Origin of the sequence: Agrobacterium sp. rho-8.1 (assembly GCF_033957725.1) — a bacterium.
Classification (GTDB): domain Bacteria; phylum Pseudomonadota; class Alphaproteobacteria; order Rhizobiales; family Rhizobiaceae; genus Agrobacterium.
On the sequence record NZ_CP192789.1, the window covers coordinates 375,391 to 395,971 of the forward strand.

The following is a 20,581-nucleotide window of genomic DNA, read 5'->3' on the forward strand; positions in this document are numbered from 1 at the left end:
CGTAGTCCATTGATTTTCCAGTCATGTCGGATATCGTTTTGGCATAATTGGCGACATGATGCCCAGAACTGTTGCCCATAGGTGATGCACACGCGCAATATGCGTGCTGGCACGCCTGTCAGACCTTGCCTATTGGTAGCAATTGGGTGTTCTGGACGTTAACGCTTTACAAGAGATGCGGCTGAGCAAGTCCGCTCGTTGTTATGGGAGACGCAGTTGCAAAGTCTTAAAAATGGAACTTGGCTCAATGAGCCCGCCAAAGCAAATGTTTCGGATATCGAACTTTTCATAACGACAGAAGCAAACACGGATTTTTGGCGTGAGACACATTATGGCTTTGTGCGCGACAGCGGCCATTTCTACGCATTCCAGGCAGAATGCGATTTCACCGCCCAGGTTCGTGTCCAAGCACATTTTAAAGATCTATACGACCAGGCAGGCCTCATGGTCAGGATTGACGAAAGCCGGTGGGTCAAGACCGGGATCGAGTTCTCAGACGGGTACGGCTTGCTCGGCAGCGTGCTGACGGATGGAACCTCCGACTGGGCAACGGGGCGTTATAACGGCGATCCGTCAGATTTTTGGATAAGAGTGACCGTCCAGAAGGGCGTCCTGAGAATACAAGCTTCAGGCGATGGGCAGACTTGGCCACTGGTTCGCCTCTGCCCATTCCCCAAAGCCGATCAATATCTCGTTGGCCCAATGTGCTGCACTCCCGAACGTGCAGGCTTGGAGGTGCGATTTAGCGAGTGGCAATTCGGGCGGGCCTTGGCCAAAGACCTGCACGACCTGACCTAGGGTCAGGACTGTTCATCTTCATCAAATTCCAATGCCGTGTCTTTCAACTGAAGCTGCTCATGTTGGACGCGGCGTCCTCAACGAGACATAACATACAAAGACCGCAAACCCGGCAAGTGATGCAATTCCTGCCACTGCCCAAAGCTCATTGCGCTTACTGAGAATTGGTATCTTGATCGTGCCGATCGCCAGAATAAAGACACTTGCGGGAAACAGCCCAGCAAAAATAACGTCTATTTTGAAATGATGGTGCCCCTTGCCGGAATCGAACCAGCACTCCTCGCGGAACCTGATTTTGAGTCAGGCGCGTCTACCAATTCCGCCAAAGGGGCAACTCTGGAATCTTCTTCCTTGGTATGCGGCGGACTATACGAACCGGCGGCATGACGTCAACCGATTTCTGTGAAAATTTCGATTTCACGAAACTTTGTTTGTCGCAGATATGCCCGTCCTCGATGAAGGATTTGCAAGCGGGATGAGACTGGATTAGAGGCTGTGCGTGGCAAGCCATAAATGCTGCCTCCCGCCTCGTTTTCCACCTGATCAGGTGCTTCTAAATCTCGCGTCGAATGTTAAGGACAGATCATGGCACGTTCAGTTTCCGCTGATAAGACCCGCAGCACGTCAGCCGTTCTGGTGACGGCAGGTATGATTTTCACTGTGGGATCGGCGCTCGGCTTCCAGCACATCGGCGGCTATACACCTTGCGCGCTCTGCCTGTTGCAGCGGGACCCCTACTATTATGCCATTCCCGTCGGAATCCTGGCCATTGCTGCCAGCCTTTTTAAAATGCCTGTCTGGATCACGCGATCAGCACTGATTCTTGTGGGACTTGCCATGGTGATTGGAGCCGGTCTTGGCGTCTATCATTCTGGGGTGGAATGGGGCTTTTGGCCGGGCCCGATCACCTGCTCCACGGGCGCGCCATCGATTACCACCAATGCCGGGAGCTTGCTGGGCGACCTCAACGCCATCAAACCACCATCATGCAATGATGCGGCACTTCGGGTTCTCGGGTTGTCTTTCGCTGGCTGGAACGTGATTGCCAGCATCGTTTTAGCCGGCATCGCGTTCTTTGGCGCCAGCCGCAGAAACGCCTGAGCCGACGATCAAGGCTGCAATTCGGTATCCCAGTAGAGATAATCCATCCAGCTTTCGTGCAGATAGTTGGGCGGAAAGGAGCGGCCGTTGTTGTGCAGGTCCTGCACCGTTGGCTGAAACGGCTTCTGGTGAGGGATCATGCCGGCAATTTTCGGCAGCTTGCTGCCTTTTCGCAAATTGCACGGCGAGCAGGCCGCAACGACGTTGAGCCATGTCGTTTCCCCACCATGCGCACGGGGAATGACGTGATCGAAGGTCAGATCGTCGTGTGAACCGCAATATTGGCACTCGAACTTGTCCCGCAAAAACACGTTGAAGCGCGTGAAAGCGGGATTTCGTGTGGGCTGCACATAAGTCTTGAGGCTGACGACACTCGGCAGCCGCATGGAGAAACTGGGCGAACATACCGCGTGATCATATTCCGCAATGATGTTTACGCGGTCAAGAAAAACGGCCTTGATCGCGTCCTGCCAGGACCACAACGACAAGGGATAGTAACTCAATGGCCGATAGTCTGCGTTCAAAACGAGCGCAGGCAAGGCCTGTGGTGAAACGGCAATCGTCAAGGGCGTCTCCTGACCGATTCTGCATCTACATCTTGTATATTAGGTCTGTTGTTACAGGATTGTGAAGCCCATAAATGAAGCGCTGAAAGAAAGGCTAATTTCAGGCGATCGGAACGGCTTCCCGACGTGTCGTGGACGCAGAGTAAGACCAGAAAAGCCGTGCCGCGACGGATCGCCATGGCGCCCACTGGCAGGCGATTTCGCCCAGCATTTTCGCACTCGGGCGGGTCTGAATGTGGAAAGCCTGCGCCACAGCCGCTTGCAAAGCGACATCTCCGTCTGGAAAGATATCGGCATGCCCGCAGCAAAACATCAAATAGACCTGCGCGGTCCATGGACCGACGCCATTGAGCGCAATCAACTGGGCAAAAGCTTCGGCTTCATCGAGAGTGTTCAAGGCATCGAGGTCAAGCCTTCCCTCGACAATGGCCATTGCTACTCCGTGCAATGTTCTGGCCTTGGCGCGCGAAAGGCCAAATTGCGGGATCTCTGGCGTCACGACCGCCAGATAGGTTTGCGCCGTGATATCGCCGACAGCGTCCCCAATCCTTTGCCATATGGCATTGGCGCTGGCACGGGACACGACCTGGGAAACGATGATGTGGGCCAGCCCTGCAAAGCCCGGCTCACTCAACCGCGATGGCAGCGGCCCTGCCTGACGGGCAATCTCTGTGAGGCGAGGGTCGATCCGCAAGAGGGCGGCTAAGCCCTCCTCGATATCAGCGACATTTCGAATGATGTTTACCACCGCACCCCAACACCCTGACTTCGTCTTGGCGAAGCACCGGAAACCATGGCAGAAGAAACCATGTCTTTGCTTTCACGTCAAAAGCCGGTTTTTCGCTTTGCGCCAAGTCCCAACGGGCGGCTTCATCTCGGTCATGCGCTTTCTGCCATCCTCAATCATGATATGGCGCAAGCAAAGGGCGGACGGCTCTTGCTGCGCATCGAGGATATCGATCTGGCGCGCTGCACGCGGGAATTCGAACAGGGCATTTATGAAGATCTCGCATGGCTTGGCCTGACGTGGGAGACCCCAGTTCGTAGACAGTCGGAGCATTTCGACTGGTATCGCGCGGCGTTGGAAAAACTGGTTGAGATGGGGCTGGTCTATCCCTCGTTCATGAGCCGCAGCGACGTGAAGACTTTTGTGAATAGCTGTGAGGCTAATGGAGAAATGTGGCCGCGCGATCCCGATGGAGCGCCACTGTACCCACCGCTCGACAAACTTAAATCGGCGCAGGAGGTCGCGGCCCTTCTGTCCTCTACTAGCACAAAACATGCCTGGCGTCTGGACATGGACAAGGCGATGGCAAGGCTTCGGCAGCCGCTTTCGTGGACCGAAACGGGCAGCGGCTTGAACGCAGTTACCATTGCTGATCCTGCGGTGTGGGGTGATGTGATCCTGTCGCGATCCGATGCTGCATCGAGCTACCACCTTTCGGTCGTTGTGGATGACGCCTTACAAGATGTTTCTCACGTCGTTCGTGGCATGGACCTGTTTCACGCAACGTCGGTTCACCGGTTGCTGCAGGAATTGCTGGGATTGCCCGTGCCGGAATATCATCACCATCGCCTCGTGCTGGATGGCGACGGAAGAAAGCTCTCGAAGAATATAGGCAGTCCGTCCCTGAATGCTTTGCGGGACGACGGCGTCTCGCCGTCAGATGTCCGCAGCCTCCTCGGCATCTAGCGCTTCCCTCAGACTACCGTTGTGGATACCGGCCTTGATGATGTGCCTTATGCGGTACTTCATCAGCGCAGCATTCACCTCGGCGCCCAGCATGAAGATAACGCCCACCATATAAAGAAAGACCAGGACGATCATGACGGACGCAAGACCAGCATAGGTGGCCGCATAATTGGCAAAGGTTGCGAGATAATAGGCGAATATCCCAGCGCCGATGATCCAGAAGAGCAAAGTGAGGACAATACCGGGAAGCACGTCCCATATGCGGCGACGTCCCGCCGGCAGCCAGAGATGCGCAGCGGCGAGCCCGACCGCCAGAACGATGATCGTTCCGTAGAGACCAAGATTGGAGACCGTCTCGAGGAATCCTTTCAGCAAAGGAAAGCGCGTTTCTGCAAAGGAAAGCGCGACAGGAACGGCGACAAGCACGATGCTGATGACAGTGAAGATCGTCACCGCGATAATAACGTAGAAAAGGCTGAGCAGCCGTGTGACGTACCACCACCGAGTTTCGCTCACCCGATATGCCCGGTTGAGAGAAATCCTGATAGCTTCGACGCCGTTGGATGCGAAGTAGGCAGCAGCCAGAACCGAGATGGTCAGCAATCCTCCACGCGGAATGGTCAGGACTTGCTGGACCTGAGCAGCCAGCGGCGCTGCAATGGCCGCTGGCCACGTATCGAAAATGATATGGACCGCCGTTTCGGCAAATTGGTCGGCACCGAGGAAACCGGCAAGCGCCGTTCCGAAAATCAGAAAAGGAAACAAGGCAAGCAGAATGGACAGCGCCACGTGACTGGCCATGGCCCAGCCGTCATCTTCGGCAAAATGAAAATAGGCATCCAAGGCGACTTTGCGGACGATGTCCAGTGCGGCAACCATGTCACCTCCTCAATCGACAGTTCATTTGTAACCCACGTCAAGATATGGGACGCAGAGTACCGCTTGTACAGCGCGTGAGACCATGCCCCGGTTCCATAGCATCCAAGAAGAATTGCGCGCGACCGAATTCGACTGCGTCGATTATGCGGTGCCCCAATCAAAACGAATTTCGGTTGGGAAATCACTCGATGTCTGCGCAGACGCAAATGTCGACGGGACAGGCGATGCAAGTACAAGACCGGACACACCGCGTTTAAGGGCGGCCCGACGAGACTATCGATGGTTCGTATTCAACTCATTTTATTGAATTGATTGAATATTATTTAGAGCGATCGACTGCGCGCGGTGAAGAACACCGTTCCATGCGGGTTCATCAGCATTTGGAAATTTTCCGACCTCAAAACGCCACGAAAACGTCAAGGTTCATTCAGGCATGGTTCACGAGCTGAACTGCTAAATCACGTCACCGTCAACGGAGTGATGTGAGATGCGCAACATAATTATAGGCGCGGGAATAATTCTAAGCACTGTCTTTGCAGACGCGGCTAGCGCGATGCCGGTAGTTCCACCATCCATCCCGTCGGTATCAGACGTGCAGAATGTAGACTACGCGTGTGGACGCGGTTTCCATCTGTCTCCACGAGGCCATTGCCGACCAAATGGGCCGCCGCGTGAATATCGAGATCGGTGGGATCGACGTGATCGCTGGGAAGCAAGACGAGAATGGCGTGATAGACGCGATCGTCGTGACTTTTACGACCAACGCGAATGGCGTGGGCGGCAGGAGTATCGTGACTATCGATGGTGATGGTCGTATCCTCTCATGAGAGGAGAGACCTCCGATTGGACAACGCAAACTGCGGGGGCGCAGCTTGGCCATTGTTTAGCGATTATTAAAGCTCGGTTTTAATGAGGGAACCAGGGCGCTCGTGATTCCGTTAAGTGATTATCCAACAAGGAGGAAAACCAATGGATCATACAAATCACGTTCGCCTTTCGACGACCGAGTTGACCCCGGAAATCCTGGAGGGCGCCACCGTCTACGGCGCAGATGACCATAAGGTCGGCAAGGTGGATCATGTCCATGGCGGAGCAGGCGGCCAGGCCATCATCGACGTCGGCGGGTTCTTGGGAATTGGCGCGAAGCCTGTTGCCGTTTCCCTCAGCGACCTTGACTTCATGCGTGACGAGGACGGCGATGTTCATGCTGTGACGTCATGGACGAAGGACCAGTTGAAAGACATGCCCGAACACAAGCATTGATGAGTCCAGGGCCCGGTTGCAAAATCGGGCCCTCAACAACCGGCGCTTCGATGTAATGACATAAGATTCAGGCACCGCATTATTGACGCAGATTTTCAATGTGATCGACTAACCTGCACTTTAATAGTCTCCCGCGACGTTTTCAATTTCGACACTGTTTATCAAATCTGGATCCTGGTCGCGGATCGTCTGACATTCGGCGATCTCCCCGTCGACAGCGCGGCGAGCACTGTTTCGCTAGCAACTTAAACACAATTGCTCGTTTGTCCGGTGCGAATAGTCACTTCACCAAGGTATGGCCGTCAAGAGGCCTCATAGCTTCGGTTGTTGGCAAATGTGTCTAAGTTTGCCAACATTCCCTTATCCACCCATGCCTTCGCCTTGCTTCAACTCGCTGAGAAAAACCGAAGCGGGATTCGTGTCCTGTGACGTTTGTTTCCCTTGCTCGCCATCGATCCCGTTGACGGCGGCCAAGGCTGTGCGGCAGATCGCGTTCCGAACCCTTTCCGCCAGCCCCATCGATTCACACCTGCTCGCGATGAGAGCGACCACGGATTTGGCTGGAAGTTGGAGCGAATCCGCCTCCAAAAAGAAATCGGCTTGTTCAACTCATATCTTGCTCTGTTCAGTCAGCGCGCTCTCCTACGCGGCCTTTCGAGCAACCTCGTAGCCGCCGGCAGCACCGTCTGGTATTCCATCGGCCGACGCGCGGTGTGCACATTCGGTTTTCCGCGCTTGGCACGCCCATCAAATGCCTTGCTCCGGATCAATCTTCGGATGGTGGCCGAAAACAACCAACGTTACGTCCCGCCAGATCAAATGGGCAGAACTAACATACGCGCTGAAAGAAAAATTCTGGTCTTTCTCGAAGGAGAGCAGCGCTACAGGGAAACACCACCGACATCTGCGATTTCCGTCCGCATCACATGAGGCGCTTGCGTTCGTCCTTTTACGTCTTGTGCCCAAAAGCGGACGCCATGCGGTTATGACAGGAAAAACTGCCGCTTGAATGCAAACATGTCCTTCAACACGCAGTATTCTGGGTTGCCGAGTTCGATGATGGGAACACGCTTTGCAATCGCTGCCTTCCAATTCGCCAGTGATTGACGCCAGGCTGCGTCTTCGTCTGGCGAGAGGGATGCGACCTGATAGCCCAATGTGATATGAAATCTGTAACTGTCATGGTTCGGTTCACGAATGCCCAGTGTTTCCGCCAGCCGGTTTCGAAGCCGGCGCAGCCGCGTCTCGGTGTCTTCATCGGCGATCAAGAGGCGAAGGGGCAAAGGCGCATCTTTTTCCGACGGCGGATCCATGTCGACACGCATCCGGTATGGAGCGGCATCTTCACCCAGTCGAAACGCGCGCAAGCGCTCCCCGAGAATACGGTTGCACTCGGCTATCGGCACATCAAGCGGAAGGTTGGCAGGCCATATGGGGTAACGCCGCGTCTTGTCATTGGCACCGCCAAAGATGGTCATATGATAGCTGGATGGTGGAAGGGCCGTAAGCTTACGCGCCCATGGCTCTGAGGGAAATGCGCGATAGATATCGAGCAGTGCATCAAAGGCAGCAGACCCATCGCCTTGTTGTGGCAGGTGGCAGATGATCGTATTGCCTTCAAACGGAAGAACGCGACCATCTGTAGCGAATTTCCTGCCAAGATCAGGTGGCTGGCGATCTCCGGCGAAACTCTCAGAAGCAGCCAAGCCTGCCAGAGCAGTTCCCTTCAAGAAATTTCGACGCGAAGTCATGAGCTTCCCTTCCGTTGCGTACGATGTCTTCTCCATGCGGACACTCTCTGGTTTGGCGCCACATTCCAACGAGCACGAATGTACGGGGGTCGCATTACCGTAAGATGTCAGCAGGTCAATCTGGGCGTCTCGTTGGTCGTCTTATCTTCTGCCCTCTCTGAGAGCAGATTCGAGGAATGGCTCCCGTCCTTTGTGGGGCGTGGGGGATGCCGAGACGCCAGCGTTGCTGTGATTTTGGTTCTCAAATGAATGCTCAGGCGCCGATCTGGAGAACGGTGTTTCTTTTTTCGCACTTACCGTTTCCAGAGCATGTGAGCACGACACAGACACTCTCGTCGTTATCGAAGAGCGCAAGGCTCGGCGGAGATCACGGCGTGGAAGCTCCTCGTGGTAATGTCCCCTGTCGAAACCAGCGTCCGACAGGATGGTGCGCTCCCGATCCCGTCAACATCAGAAAGCGTAAGCCGATCCGTATTTTACGCGACGCAACCCAGCATGATTCCTCCGCGTCGAAAGGGGGCCGACGGGTGATATTCCGCGTCATGCCCGAAGCCCGAATATTCCGCGTATGTCTGCCTGAAGCAGGATCAGCGGACGATTAAAACGCTGCCGGTGGGATCCAGCTTGCCGTTGCAACACCACTCGTGGAAAAAGCCGGAATTTTATTGGCCAGATCCTCCATTGTCTTTACGTCAGCATCGCGCAACTGTTTTTGCGTCACCAGAACAGGATCGACGACAACCTTGGCCGGCACTTGCTGCCCAGCGATCTGGAGTGCTGCCGCACGAACCGAAACCGCGCCGACGACAGCCGGGTTGGTTGCCGCTGTTGCGACCCAAGGGCTGCCGATTTCTACGATTTCCTGAATATCGGCGGTGGAAATATCCGCCGAATAAATCTTGACCTTGTCCGATATCCCAAGATCCGCTGCGGCCAGTTTCACTCCGCGGGCAAACTCGTCATAGGGTGCAAAAACGACCGAAATATCCGGGTTTGCGCGCAATATGGCCTTGGCCTGATCGGCGGTTGCCGTCGCGGTCGTGTCGCTGACCGTTCCGAACCGGGCCTTTTCGACGATACCCTTATTCTCCGTCTTGACCTTGTCCCAGATCTCGTTGCGACGATCCAGCGGTGCGAAACCAGCAACGTAGGCATAACCTGCATTAAAGCTGGTGCCGTTGTCCTTCAATGCCTGTTCCAGCGCCAGTTCAGCCAGCCTGTGGTCCGACTGCTCGATCTGCGGTATTTTCGGATTGTTCAAATTGACATCGAAGGCCACGACCTTGATGCCCTTATCGAGTGCCAGTTGCACCACGTCACTCAGAGATTCAGGTTGTCCATGGTCTACAATAATGGCCTCGACGCCTAGATTGATGGCCTGCAAAATCTGCTCGCGCTGCTGGGCAGCATCCTGACGGCCCGGAAACACCCGCAAGTTCACGCCAATGGCTTTTGCCTGCGCAACAGCGCCTGCCTGATAGGCTTGGAAGAAATCACCCGCCGAGATGTAGCCGACCAAGGCGATTTTCACGCCGCCCCTGTCAAAAGGTGAAGGCGCACCGGCAAGCCCCTCCGCTTGCGCGGCTGCAAACGGAAAGATTATGGGCAATAGCGCCGAAGAGACAGCACGTGCTCTGAAAGACATGATATTTCCTTTGAAGATCGAGCAGAATTTTCTGACAAGATATCATCATTAATTCGATGAAATGGGTGGACTACTTTGTGCCAAATTCGGCACCTCTCGAGGTTTTGTTTATCGTTGCAACAGCCATAGACAGAACGTTTTGCTCGGCCGGCTCAACACCTGCTTAGGAGTAAGACTACCCGCCTCGATGAGGGGCGCGTGAGCGATGGAAATTTATTCCATTCATTAGAAATTCTATAGAAACGGCATCCTTGTTTACACCAACAGGAGGCTTACCACACTGGATCGTCATCCACAGGCGCTCCCGCTATGCCAATCCTAGACGTACAGAATGTCTCGCTCGCCTTCGGTTCGACCCAGGCACTCGTGAACGCCAACCTCACAATAGAGGCAGGTGAAGTCGTCGCTTTGATGGGAGCGAATGGCGCGGGCAAATCGACCCTCGTTAAAATCCTGTCGGGATTGTATCGACCCGATGCGGGCAACATTCTATGGCAAGGCGAAGCGTTTGCGCCGAAAACGCCCGCCGAGGCTGCGACACGGGGTATTGTCACCGTTCATCAATCCACCGATGTGGTCGGCGTTCCCGGCCTGACGGTCGCGGACGCTCTTCTCCTCAATCATTTCGTGGATGGACGGCATCCGTTTTTCCTGTCGCGCACATCCATCCGCAAAGCTGCAGCCCATATCCTGTCAGATGCCGGTTTCGACCTGCCGCTGGATCGGGATTTCGAAGACCTCAGCGCCGCAGACCGTCAGTTGCTGGCTATTGCGCGTGCCTTGGCCAACAAAGCGCGCCTGCTCATTCTCGATGAACCCACGGCCAGCCTGTCATCGCGCGAATCCCTGCGGCTGTACGATCTGGTTCGCGGGTTGAGACAGCGCGGTATCAGCGTCCTCTACATTTCCCACCGCACCGCCGATCTGGCTGCCTTGGCAGACCGGGTGGAAATTCTGCGTGGGGGGCGCAATGTCGGTTCATTCAGGCAGCCCATCGATTTCGATCCGGCCATCGAAACCATGATCGGTCGTTCCCTCAAGTCTGCCCGACCGGATCGCCGCGAGAGATTCGGTCGAACGGTTCTTGAAATCGAAAACGCTCGTCTTCTGCCCGATGCCAAGCCGTTTTCGCTTTCGCTGCGGGAAGGAGAGGTCGTTGCCATCACCGGCGTTCTGGGCGCTGGCAAAAGCCGGTTGCTGTCATCCCTTTTCGGGCTGGGCGCCTTTGCTGATGGAACGGTAACACTGGATAGCAAACCCTATTCGCCGCGCAGCCCTGCCGATGCCATATCATCCGGCGTTGCCATGGCGGCGGAGGATCGGCACCGCTCTTCCTTCATCCATGCGGACTGGCCGGGCGAAAGCATTGCCGCATCCATCAGCCTGCCGCATCTCAAGACATGGTATCCCTCGGGTTTTCTGTTTTCCAACCGTGAACTGAAGGAAGGCGATGACGCGATCCAGCGGCTGGCGATCAAGGCATCTTCCGCCTCGGCGTCCGTTTGGTCGCTGTCCGGCGGCAATCAGCAAAAGACGGTGATTGCCCGCTGGGAGGCAGAACCCAGCCGCCTGCTTCTGCTGGATGAGCCGTTTCAAGGCGTGGATGTCGGTGCGCGGCAAGACATTATCGCAACCATTCGCCGCCATGCGGACCGCGCGACATTGATTGCGACATCAGACCGGGAAGAGGCCTTCGAAGTGGCAGACCGGGTTCTGGTCATGGAACATCACACCCTTCTCGAAAGCCCGCTTGATGCGGACGCGACGCAGCCTGACAAGGAATTTGCCTGATGGTCGATGGCACGCAACAGATCGCTGAAAAGCCAACCTATACTGCAACAGCGGAAAGCTTCAGAAACGCCATAAGACGCGGTGCGGTCTTTCTGCTTCTTGCGGCGCTGGTGATCGGGTTTTCGACAGCGCAACCCGCGTTCATCAATATCAACAATCTGATGAGCATTTTGCAGGCGGTTTCGGTTGTTGCCATCATCGGCGCGGGCGTGAGCGTGACGCTTGCCATCAATGGCTTCGATCTGTCCGTAGGCGCCGTTGCGGCCTCCAGCGTCATGGCAGCCAGTTACCTGATGATCGTTTTGGGACTGAACGCCTATCAGACGGTGCCGCTGGTGCTGGCGTTCGGCGCACTCGTCGGCCTCGCCAACGCGTTTTTGATCGTCAAACTGAAAGTGCCGGATTTGCTGGCAACGCTGGCCACCATGTTCCTGCTGACAGGTCTTCAGCTCATTCCAACGGCAGGGCGTTCCATCTCCGTTGGTCTCATTTTACCGGATGGCTCCACCGCGACAGGCAAATACGATCCTGTCTTTCTCACCATCGGTCGCTCCAGCCTGTTCGGCCTCATTCCGCTGCCGGTCATCCTCATGGCCATCGTCGCCGTCATTCTCTTCATCCTGACGGAGCGGACGCGGCTTGGACGGCTGATCTACGCGACAGGCGGCAATGAGACGGCGGCTCGTCTGGCGGGGGCAAATGTCGATCGTATCAAGACCTTCGCCTATGTGCTGTCCGGCACGCTTGCCGCACTGGGCGGCATCATCGTCGCGGCCCGTGTCGGTCGTGGGGACGTGTCATCGGGCGCGTCGCTGCTGATGGATTCGGTTGCTGCGGCACTGATCGGCTTTGCCGTTCTGGCACTGCGACGTCCCAACGTTCTCGGCACGGTCGTCGGTGCTGTGTTCGTCGGCGTGCTGCTCAACGGTCTCACAATGTTGAATGCCCCTTATTATACGCAGGACTTCATCAAAGGCGCTGTTCTCGTCGGTGCCTTGGCGCTGACCTACGGCGTTGCTCGTTCGAAAAACTGATCTTTCCAACCCTCATCCAACGAAGTGGACGTCATGTTCAAAGCCCTCAAAACACTTGCAGTCGCCACCGTCTCCAGCGCCATCGTCGCCACGAGCGCATTCTCAGCCGGCATGGCAGGCGCCCCCGCACCTTTCGACGAGAGGACGGTGAATGTTGCGGTTATCAGCCTCCTCGGCAGTGGCGATTGGCTTCAGGCCTTCGAGGCAGGCGTCAAGCGCCAAGCCGATGCTCTGGGCATCAAGCTTACCGTCTCGCAGGCGCGCAATGATAACGATGCGCAGCGCAATCTGGTTGAGCAGGCAATTAATCTCGGCGTGGATGGCATCGTCATCAACAATGGCCGCCCGGAAGTGTTGAAAGACGTCGCCCAAAAGGCGCTCGACAAGGGCATCAAGGTCGTTGCCTACGATGTGAACCTTGACAATCCGCAGATACCGCAGATCGAGCAGAGCGATAAGGATATGGCGAAGCTCGTTCTGGATCAGGCAATCAAGGACAATGGCGATGGTTTCGTCGCCGGTGCTGTTTATGTTGCTGGTTTCGCACCGCTGGACCGCCGTTATGCGGTCTGGAAGGATTTCGTGGAAAAGCACAAGCTGACTGAAAAAGCCGTATGGGGCGTGGTCAACGACACGGTGCCTGCTTCCGTGGCCGACCAGACCAAGGCCGTTTTGCGCGCCAACCCGGATATCAAGGTCATCTTCACACCGTGGGATGAGTTCGCCAAGGGCGTGAAACTCGCCGTCGATGAACTCGGCCTTTCGACACAGGTCAAGATTTACGGCGTCGATATCTCGACCGCAGATATCCAGCTCATCACCGAGCCCGATAGCGCCTGGGTGGCGACAGCGGCAACCAATGCCGCCGTGGTGGGTGAAGTCTCGGTGCGCGCCGTCTCGCTCGATGTCGCCGGCCAGTCCCCCGGAAAATCGGTTCTTCTCCGGCCAACCCTCATCACGCGCGATGATCTGGTGAAAAACAAAATTGGCACCATCGAAGAGCTTCAGCAGAAATTCCCTGCCTTCCTGAAAAGCGATGCTGCCACCGCAAGCTGGATACCATCCGCCACGAATTGAGGTCCGCTCGATATTCGGCACCGCTTCCTGCGCGGTGCCTATTCCGTTTCCAGCATCAAGAGACAGACATGACCAGCCCAGACCTGCCAACGCCCGATTTCGCCCGCAACATGAAGCTCATCGGCCACAGCGATATCGGCGGCAGGGGAGACGGGCTGCAATTGATGGTGCATCGCGGTCATGCCTATGTGGCCCATCCCTGGTCGCAGGGCTTTTCGATCGTGGATGTGCGCGATGCCAAACATCCCAAAACCGTCAATTACATCAAGGCCCCACCCAACACCTGGAACATCCATCTCCAGACGCATGATGATCTCCTGCTGGTCATCAATGCGCTCGATCTGTTTGCCGATGTGGAAAGCTTTACCGACGAAAAGGCCTATTACACCAAATCAGTCGGCGAAACCGTTGCTGCGGAGAAGCGGCAGCGCAGTTGGACGGCGGGCATGAGCGTGTTCGACATCTCCACACCGGATCGTCCGAGAAAGATCGGCCAGCTGGATGTCGATGGGGTCGGCCTTCATCGCATCTGGTATGTGGGCGGCCGCTATGCCTATGCCTCCGCGCTGCTGGATGGCTTTTCCGACTATATCTTTGTCACCATCGATCTTTCAGACCCCACCAAACCCTTTATCGTTGGACATTGGTGGCTGCCGGGCATGAACCTTGCCAAAGGCGAAGTGCCCGACTGGGGTGAAGGGAAGCGCTACGCCTTGCATCACGCGCTGGTTCAAGGCACCACGGCCTATGCCTGCTGGCGCGATGGTGGGCTGACACTGCTGGATATCTCCGACCATTCGGCACCCAAGCTGATCAAGCACCACAACTGGTCGCCGCCCTATGGCGGCGGCACGCATTCTCCGCTGCCACTGCCGGGCCGCGATCTGCTGGTCGTTGCTGATGAGGCGGTACTGGACAATGAAGAGGATGGGCGAAAGCACACCTGGGTTTTCGATATTCGCGTGCCGGAAAACCCGATCAGCATATCCACCTTCCCGATTCCCGATGAGATCGACTACACCAAAAAAGGCGGCCATTTCGGCCCACATAACCTGCATGAGAACCGCCCCGGCTCCTTCGTGTCGGAGACGCTGATCTTCGCGACATGGCAGAATGCGGGCATTCGCGCCTTCGATATATCCGATCCATACCATCCCATTGAAAATGGCGCGCTGGTACCAGCGGGACCAACTGCGATGACAGACCGCCGGGCCGGACGCCCGAAGGTCATACAATCGGCGGATGTTTTTGTGAATGCCTCTGGCCTGATCTACGCAACCGACTACAATGCCGGGCTCGAAATCGTGGAATATGGCGGTTGACTGAATGCCCAAGACAGAAATTTACCTGAATGCCTTCAGCATGAATTGCGTCGGCCACGTCAACCCATGGCGTTTGGGCCCCCTCAGGATCGCTCTCAGACGTTGCCTCGCGGCCGACGCCCCTTTGACCCTTCCCCAAACGCAGTGAACCTATATCTCTGGCGTCGACAAGAGGTTTAAGGTGGGATCCAGGGAGGGGCATCACGTAAAGATCTTGATGCCGCCCGTCTCGCTCGTGTCACGCTCCAGATCATTAGGGACTGGGTCATGCGCTTTGACGGGTGCGGCCCCGACCCCCTTTCTCAACGGCGCTAATGGTGCAGGATCCACGGCATCTGTGGATGCCGTGGATCATCGTCGTTACTCGGCGACATCCAGAACCAGTCCCTTCGTCAGTTCCAGTGCCTGGCGCTCGAACAGACCGCGATAGATGCCACCCTTCTTCTGGATGAGGCTGACATGCGTGCCCTCTTCGGCAATCGTTCCGTGGCTGAACACCAGCAACCGATCGAGCGAGCGGACCGTCGATAGACGGTGCGCGACAACCAGTGTCGTCCGCCCCAGCATCAACCGTTCCATCGCGTTCTGAATCAGCATTTCCGATTCCGAATCCAGGCTGGACGTGGCCTCGTCGAGAATGAGGATCGGCGCATCCGCCAGAAACGCTCTTGCGATTGCGATCCGCTGGCGCTCCCCGCCTGAAAGCTTGACACCACGCTCACCCACCAGCGTGCCATAACCCTTCGGCAACGCGGTGATGAAGCCGTGTGCGCTTGCCAGTTTTGCGGCGTTCTCGATCTCGACCTGCGTGGCATTCGGCCGCGCATAGGCGATGTTTTCCGCAAGCGAGCGATGAAACAGGATCGGTTCCTGCTGCACGATGGCGATCTGCTGGCGTAGCGATGCCTGCGACACCTGCGAAATATCCTGCCCGTCGATGCTGACAATGCCATCGCTGACGTCATGCAGCCGCTGGATCAGCTTGATGAAGGTCGTCTTGCCCGAACCGGAATGGCCCACAAGACCCACCCGCTCACCCGGCTTGATGGTGACGGAAAAGTCCTTGTAGAGGGGTGCGAGATGTTTGCCGTAGTGGAAGCTCACCCGTTCGAATTCGATTTTCCCCTCATCGATGACAAGCGTTTTCGCATGGGCGACATCGTCGATGCCAAGCGGCTGCGAATGGATGGAAACCAGCTCCTCCATATCGTTGACCGAACGCTGCAAGTTGCGGATATGCATGCCGATCTCACGCAGGTAGCCCTGAAGGATGAAGAAGGCCGTCAGAACGAAGGTGATGTCACCAGCATTGGCATTCCCACTGGCCCACAGCAACAGCGCAAGGCCGATGACCCCTGCCCGCATGATGCTGAGCAGGCCCGCTTGCAGGGTGCCGTTGATGGTTCCGCGCGTCCATGTTCGCTTTGTTCTGTCCTGCCATTTGTCCATGACACGTGTCAGGCGCGAGTCCTCGCGTTCCTCGGCACCGAATGCCTTGACCACCGCATTGCAGGTCACGGCATCGGCCAGCGATCCGCCAAGCCGGGTATCCCAGGCATTGGCAAGACTGGCCATCGGCGCAACGTAGCCAAGCGCCATGCAGACGGTGATGACCACAAACAGCACGGAACCAAGCCCGACGAGCAGACCCATCATCGGCCAGTACCACGTCATCAGAACGGTCGAGCCGATCAGCATGATAATGGAAGGAAACAGCGCAACGAACACCGTGTCGTTCAACAGATCGAGCGCCCACATGCCGCGCGTGACCTTGCGCACGGTGGAACCCGCAAAGCTGTTGGCGTGCCAATCGGAGGAAAAGCGCTGGATGCGGTGAAACGAGTCCGCTGCGATGTCCGTCATGGATCGCAGCGTGAAGCTGATGATCGTCATGAAGGTCGCGTGACGCAGGATGACCGCCAGAACGGCAAGGCCCATGAGCCATGAGAACGCAGTGAGCGCATTGTTCCAAATAGCCGGATCACTCGCCGTACCGGATACGACGGCATCGACCAGCTGTCCGGCAAACATCGGCGTCAGCACGTCAGCAAGCGTTGAAAACAACACGGCGACAAGCATGAAGGCGACGCGACCGGGCTGCCTTCGCCAATGCTGCCAACAGAAGCGAAAAACGCTGCGGAACGCCTGACTTCGGCGTAATTTCAAACCAAATGACATTATAAGCACCCGGCGGCGGCCGGTCCCATGAAAAGAATGAAAAGGGAATTCGCGCTATGTCGTTGCGCGAAAGGAATTTAGAAAAACACGGAAAGAACCGGGCCTGCCGGATGGTACGTGCAAATCTCTTGATGGAAAGAGATAGAGAGCGTCAGCTCTTTGAGGCTGAGGCCACCGGGGAGTTTGAAAAATATGCCATCGAATACCTCCCTCGTTCACGTTGATGCGAACACATTACGCAGCTCGTATCAAAACGCCAACCCCGTTTCATGCATCAGGCTTCACTAAACCTTTAGGTGCGGCAGAGTTGCAACAGAGTGGCACGCGCAAAATGATTGCCGGCAGATATCCGCAAGCGAATATTTCTCCTAGATATCGGCACTATTCTGGATGATTATTTGGCGACTTCTGTTGGATAAAAAGGGAAGATCGGCCCATAACTTATGCTGGAGCATGCCATGACGTTGCGTATCAATCAGACCGCCCCCGACTTTACAGCAGATACAACGCAGGGATCGGTGAGCTTCCACGAGTGGATCGGAGACAGCTGGGCCGTTCTGTTTTCCCACCCCAAGAATTTCACGCCCGTCTGCACCACGGAGCTTGGCGCGATGGCCGGTCTCGATGGTGAGTTCAAGACGCGCAATGTGAAGGTCATCGGCATCTCGGTCGATCCGGTGGAAAGCCACTCGAAATGGAAGCAGGACATCCAGACGGCAACCGGCTTCGAGGTTGGCTACCCCCTGATCGGCGACAAGGACCTCAAGATCGCCAAGCTCTATGACATGCTGCCGGATGATGCCGGCGAAAGCTCCGAGGGACGCACGCCTGCCGATAACGCCACCGTGCGTTCCGTCTATGTCATCGGCCCTGACAAAAAGATCAAGCTGATCCTCACCTATCCGATGACGACAGGCCGCAACTTCGATGAGATCCTGCGCACCATCGACTCGATCCAGCTGACGGCAAAACATCAAGTCGCCACGCCTGCCAACTGGAAACAGGGGGATGATGTGATCATCACGGCTGCGGTTTCCAATGAGGATGCAATAACGCGGTTTGGATCGTTCGAAACGGTGCTGCCATATTTGCGCAAGACGAAGCAGCCACAGGCCTGATGGTCGCGGCAGAAAATCCATGTCGGCGCAGCAGACGGCATCTCTAGCCGCCTGCCTTCCAAGTCGTCGGAAAGTCGGTCCCCATTATCAAAAATCCGGCCAGCCTTTTGCGCGGGCTTCGCCGTTCACGCGGCAGCATCTGCCCGTGGCTTGCTCTCTTCTCAGGGTCCACAGCCTTGTCGGCCATGGTATGTCGGACGGGGCGCTGCAAGCTGCCTCGTTGGGGTAGAATAGAATTGGCACCTCTCAGCGCCCCGTTCAGCGGTTTGTGCCCGCCTGCGATCCTCTTGCCACGGCTGGCGCATCCCGGATGGCGAAGGGGCGAAACCCTGCCGGTTCACCGGTCGGACATGTTCAAGGTCCAACCCTTCACCTCCGGGCAGCGGGTGCTTCGTTGCCGAAACGCCCCGCCTGCCAGTTCGGCCACATCTGCCTTCGCTCCCTTGCGAGGATGCCCGGCAGATGCAGCGTTTGCCTGTGTACCGCCTGACTTTCGCTTCAAACTCCTCGCGGTCGCGTTCGACCAGGAGCCGATGAGCTGTCGGTACACCCGGCGGCGGGCGGACAGGAGCGGCAGTGCCTGGATCTCGAAACCCGTCAGGATATTCGAGGCAGGCATGCCGATCCGGTCCGAACATCGGGAGCGGTGCACCGGCCGGTCCGAAACCGGTGCCACGCCCCACCCGTTGCCGCCGGGGGGATTCGCTGCCGGACCCCGGCGATGAGAGGTTGCGTACCCCCTCACCACCAGCGCCGGTTCCGCCTCGCCGCAACGCCTTGCGGTGTATCCGAGGGCGGAACGGGGAGATTGTGCGGGCGATTCGCACGCCGTGGAGAAAACTGCGGCGTGTTTTTTGCTGTTTTTTCGCGATTTTCGGGTAAGATGTTGATTTGGTTGGGAAGTATTTTTGATGTTGGCGTCGGAGGGGGGGCTTACCCCCCCTCTGCCTACCGGCATCTCCCCCCCAAGGGGGGAGATTGGCTGGGGGGATCGCTCGGCCATCTTTACCGTTGCAGATGAGATGGGGGCATGCGGTTTGCCGATCTCCCCCTTGAGGGGGAGATGTCCGGCAGGACAGAGGGGGGGTGAGTGGCAAGCATTGACCTCTCGATAGGGTACGTGTCACCACACCCGCTACCCGCTACCCGCATGCCGCGCAGGCTCTTGAAGCATCCCACCCCAAACGAAAAAACCCCGGCGAACCGGGGTTTTTCAATTGTTACGCTGATGAAGCCGTTCGATTTACTCGGTTACCTTTTCGAGCGTCGGGGCGTCGCCGCCCTCTGAGCCTTCCGGCGCGGCTTCGCCATCTTCGCTGCCTGCCGTGCGGCGGGGGCGACGGGGGCGCGGTGTCGTGCTGCGGGCGCGGCGTGGGGCCCGCTCGGTCGCAGCAGCATTTGCCTGCGATTCCTCTTCGACGGCGACCTCTTTCGGTGTGCCTTCGATGATCGGCTGCGGAGCAGAGCTCGCGTCGTAAACCGGTGCACTCACGACCGGAGCGGCGACAACGGGAGAAACAGCGTTCTCATCCTGCTCTTCGCGCGGCTGGCGTTCCTGGCGGGCGGGCCGCTCACGACGGTCGCGACGTTCGTTACGGTCCTGGCGCTCAGGACGATCCTGACGCTCGGAACGCTCAGGGCGATCCTGACGTTCGGGCTGGTCGTTGCGCTGGGGCTGATCGTTACGCTGCGCGCGCTGCTGGTCTGGCTGATCATGCGAGACGGGCATGGAGATCATGACGTCGTCGTTGTCATCGCCATCCATATCGTCGCCATCACGGTCCCGCTGGAATTCGCCGCGCTCATCGCGCTGGAAACGCTCCTGCATCTGAGCCTGCGCGGAGGCAATGATGCGGTTATAATGCTCAGCGTGCTGCAAATAATTCTCAGCCATGACGCGATCGCCGGAGCTTTGGGCATCACGCGCGAGTGTGGCGTATTTTTCGGCTATATGCTGGGCGGTACCACGGATCTTAACGTCCGGGCCGGAACTGTCATAGCTTCTGGTGAGCGGATTGCCGCCCTTGCGGTTGAAGTTGTTATTACCGCCACCATTGCTGCTGCCGCCACCACCGCCGCCATTGTTGTTGCTACCACGCCCCCGGCCGCGCTTGTTTTGCTGCTGTCCTGGCCTCATCAATTGCTCACCTGAATTCTGTTTTGCTGATAATTTCGTTGTTACGATGCAATGACGGAAGGACACATATCAAAGTCCGGTTTTCCGAAATTGCTCCCATTACGCGACTTGGACAAAGTGCCAAAACCTCGCGTATAATGCCCGGATGCGCAAATGCTGCATCGAGCCGCCTGCGAACAAAGTTTCCTGAATCACATGCCGGGAATGCCCAGCCTTCAGGGTTTCCAC

General features: G+C 56.9%; 19 protein-coding genes and 1 tRNA gene. 11 read left to right on the forward strand and 9 right to left on the reverse strand.

Features of this window, described 5'->3' with window-relative positions:
• Positions 1-216 precede the first annotated feature (216 nt).
• The gene (locus tag RMR21_RS16605; protein WP_498670575.1) at positions 217-798 is read left to right on the forward strand and encodes a DUF1349 domain-containing protein; all 582 of its coding nucleotides are present in this window, start codon (positions 217-219) and stop codon (positions 796-798) included.
• Between the two features lie 247 nt (positions 799-1,045).
• Here the strand turns inward: RMR21_RS16605 and RMR21_RS16610 are convergent.
• Positions 1,046-1,130: transfer RNA gene (locus tag RMR21_RS16610), tRNA-Leu, on the reverse strand.
• Between the two features lie 253 nt (positions 1,131-1,383).
• Between RMR21_RS16610 and RMR21_RS16615 the strand changes: the two genes are divergently transcribed.
• The gene (locus tag RMR21_RS16615) at positions 1,384-1,899 is read left to right on the forward strand and encodes a disulfide bond formation protein B (RefSeq protein WP_498670576.1); all 516 of its coding nucleotides are present in this window, start codon (positions 1,384-1,386) and stop codon (positions 1,897-1,899) included.
• An 8-nt stretch (positions 1,900-1,907) separates the two neighbouring features.
• Here RMR21_RS16615 and RMR21_RS16620 read toward each other — a convergent pair whose 3' ends face one another.
• Complete coding sequence (locus RMR21_RS16620; protein ID WP_174155615.1) at positions 1,908-2,465, reverse strand: HNH endonuclease; 558 nt, start codon at positions 2,463-2,465, stop codon at positions 1,908-1,910.
• Positions 2,466-2,565: 100 nt separating this feature from the next.
• The gene (locus RMR21_RS16625) at positions 2,566-3,213 is read right to left on the reverse strand and encodes a DNA-3-methyladenine glycosylase family protein (protein WP_498670577.1); all 648 of its coding nucleotides are present in this window, start codon (positions 3,211-3,213) and stop codon (positions 2,566-2,568) included.
• A gap of 45 nt (positions 3,214-3,258) precedes the next feature.
• On the opposite strand from RMR21_RS16625, the gene gluQRS reads away from it, so the two are divergent.
• Positions 3,259-4,158, forward strand: coding sequence for a tRNA glutamyl-Q(34) synthetase GluQRS (gluQRS, locus tag RMR21_RS16630; protein WP_498670578.1), 900 nt, complete (start codon positions 3,259-3,261; stop codon positions 4,156-4,158).
• Here the strand turns inward: gluQRS and RMR21_RS16635 are convergent.
• Positions 4,129-5,037, reverse strand: coding sequence for a YihY/virulence factor BrkB family protein (locus tag RMR21_RS16635; RefSeq protein WP_498670579.1), 909 nt, complete (start codon positions 5,035-5,037; stop codon positions 4,129-4,131). The two genes, gluQRS and RMR21_RS16635, sit on opposite strands and share 30 nt — an antisense overlap.
• 487 nt (positions 5,038-5,524) lie before the next feature.
• On the opposite strand from RMR21_RS16635, the gene RMR21_RS16640 reads away from it, so the two are divergent.
• Together RMR21_RS16640 and RMR21_RS16645 are read left to right on the forward strand one after the other, a co-directional pair.
• Complete coding sequence (locus RMR21_RS16640; protein ID WP_498670580.1) at positions 5,525-5,845, forward strand: GCG_CRPN prefix-to-repeats domain-containing protein; 321 nt, start codon at positions 5,525-5,527, stop codon at positions 5,843-5,845.
• A gap of 161 nt (positions 5,846-6,006) precedes the next feature.
• Positions 6,007-6,300 carry a PRC-barrel domain containing protein gene (locus RMR21_RS16645; protein WP_498670581.1) on the forward strand — a complete coding sequence of 98 codons (294 nt, stop codon included), beginning with the start codon at positions 6,007-6,009 and terminating at the stop codon, positions 6,298-6,300.
• Between the two features lie 983 nt (positions 6,301-7,283).
• On the opposite strand, the gene RMR21_RS16650 is transcribed toward RMR21_RS16645, so the two are convergent.
• Together RMR21_RS16650 and RMR21_RS16655 are read right to left on the reverse strand one after the other, a co-directional pair.
• On the reverse strand, positions 7,284-8,051 hold the full coding sequence (locus RMR21_RS16650; RefSeq protein ID WP_498670582.1) for a DUF1868 domain-containing protein: 768 nt from the start codon (positions 8,049-8,051) through the stop codon (positions 7,284-7,286).
• 598 nt (positions 8,052-8,649) lie between these two features.
• Positions 8,650-9,696 (reverse strand): substrate-binding domain-containing protein, encoded by a 1,047-nt coding sequence (locus tag RMR21_RS16655; RefSeq protein WP_498670583.1) that lies wholly within the window; start codon positions 9,694-9,696, stop codon positions 8,650-8,652.
• Positions 9,697-10,005: 309 nt separating this feature from the next.
• On the opposite strand from RMR21_RS16655, the gene RMR21_RS16660 reads away from it, so the two are divergent.
• The 4 genes from RMR21_RS16660 (at position 10,006) to RMR21_RS16675 (ending at position 14,920) form a co-directional block, all read left to right on the forward strand.
• Positions 10,006-11,487, forward strand: coding sequence for a sugar ABC transporter ATP-binding protein (locus RMR21_RS16660; RefSeq protein ID WP_498670584.1), 1,482 nt, complete (start codon positions 10,006-10,008; stop codon positions 11,485-11,487).
• Positions 11,487-12,521 carry an ABC transporter permease gene (locus tag RMR21_RS16665; protein ID WP_498670585.1) on the forward strand — a complete coding sequence of 345 codons (1,035 nt, stop codon included), beginning with the start codon at positions 11,487-11,489 and terminating at the stop codon, positions 12,519-12,521. The genes RMR21_RS16660 and RMR21_RS16665 overlap by 1 nt, the downstream gene beginning before the upstream one ends.
• A gap of 33 nt (positions 12,522-12,554) precedes the next feature.
• Complete coding sequence (locus RMR21_RS16670) at positions 12,555-13,598, forward strand: substrate-binding domain-containing protein (RefSeq protein ID WP_498670586.1); 1,044 nt, start codon at positions 12,555-12,557, stop codon at positions 13,596-13,598.
• 68 nt (positions 13,599-13,666) lie between these two features.
• Positions 13,667-14,920, forward strand: a complete 1,254-nt coding sequence (locus RMR21_RS16675) for an LVIVD repeat-containing protein (RefSeq protein ID WP_498670587.1) — start codon at positions 13,667-13,669, stop codon at positions 14,918-14,920.
• Positions 14,921-15,280: 360 nt separating this feature from the next.
• Here the strand turns inward: RMR21_RS16675 and RMR21_RS16680 are convergent, their stop codons facing one another.
• Positions 15,281-17,098, reverse strand: coding sequence for an ABC transporter ATP-binding protein (locus RMR21_RS16680; RefSeq protein WP_498670588.1), 1,818 nt, complete (start codon positions 17,096-17,098; stop codon positions 15,281-15,283).
• Between the two features lie 56 nt (positions 17,099-17,154).
• On the opposite strand from RMR21_RS16680, the gene RMR21_RS16685 reads away from it, so the two are divergent.
• Together RMR21_RS16685 and RMR21_RS16690 are read left to right on the forward strand one after the other, a co-directional pair.
• Positions 17,155-17,322 carry a hypothetical protein gene (locus RMR21_RS16685; protein ID WP_498670589.1) on the forward strand — a complete coding sequence of 56 codons (168 nt, stop codon included), beginning with the start codon at positions 17,155-17,157 and terminating at the stop codon, positions 17,320-17,322.
• A gap of 234 nt (positions 17,323-17,556) precedes the next feature.
• The gene (locus RMR21_RS16690) at positions 17,557-18,216 is read left to right on the forward strand and encodes a peroxiredoxin (protein ID WP_498670590.1); all 660 of its coding nucleotides are present in this window, start codon (positions 17,557-17,559) and stop codon (positions 18,214-18,216) included.
• A gap of 337 nt (positions 18,217-18,553) precedes the next feature.
• Here the strand turns inward: RMR21_RS16690 and RMR21_RS16695 are convergent, their stop codons facing one another.
• Positions 18,554-18,835, reverse strand: coding sequence for a hypothetical protein (locus RMR21_RS16695; protein WP_498670591.1), 282 nt, complete (start codon positions 18,833-18,835; stop codon positions 18,554-18,556).
• A 624-nt stretch (positions 18,836-19,459) separates the two neighbouring features.
• Positions 19,460-20,353 carry a DUF4167 domain-containing protein gene (locus RMR21_RS16700; protein ID WP_498670592.1) on the reverse strand — a complete coding sequence of 298 codons (894 nt, stop codon included), beginning with the start codon at positions 20,351-20,353 and terminating at the stop codon, positions 19,460-19,462.
• Between the last annotated feature and the right edge of the window lie 228 nt (positions 20,354-20,581).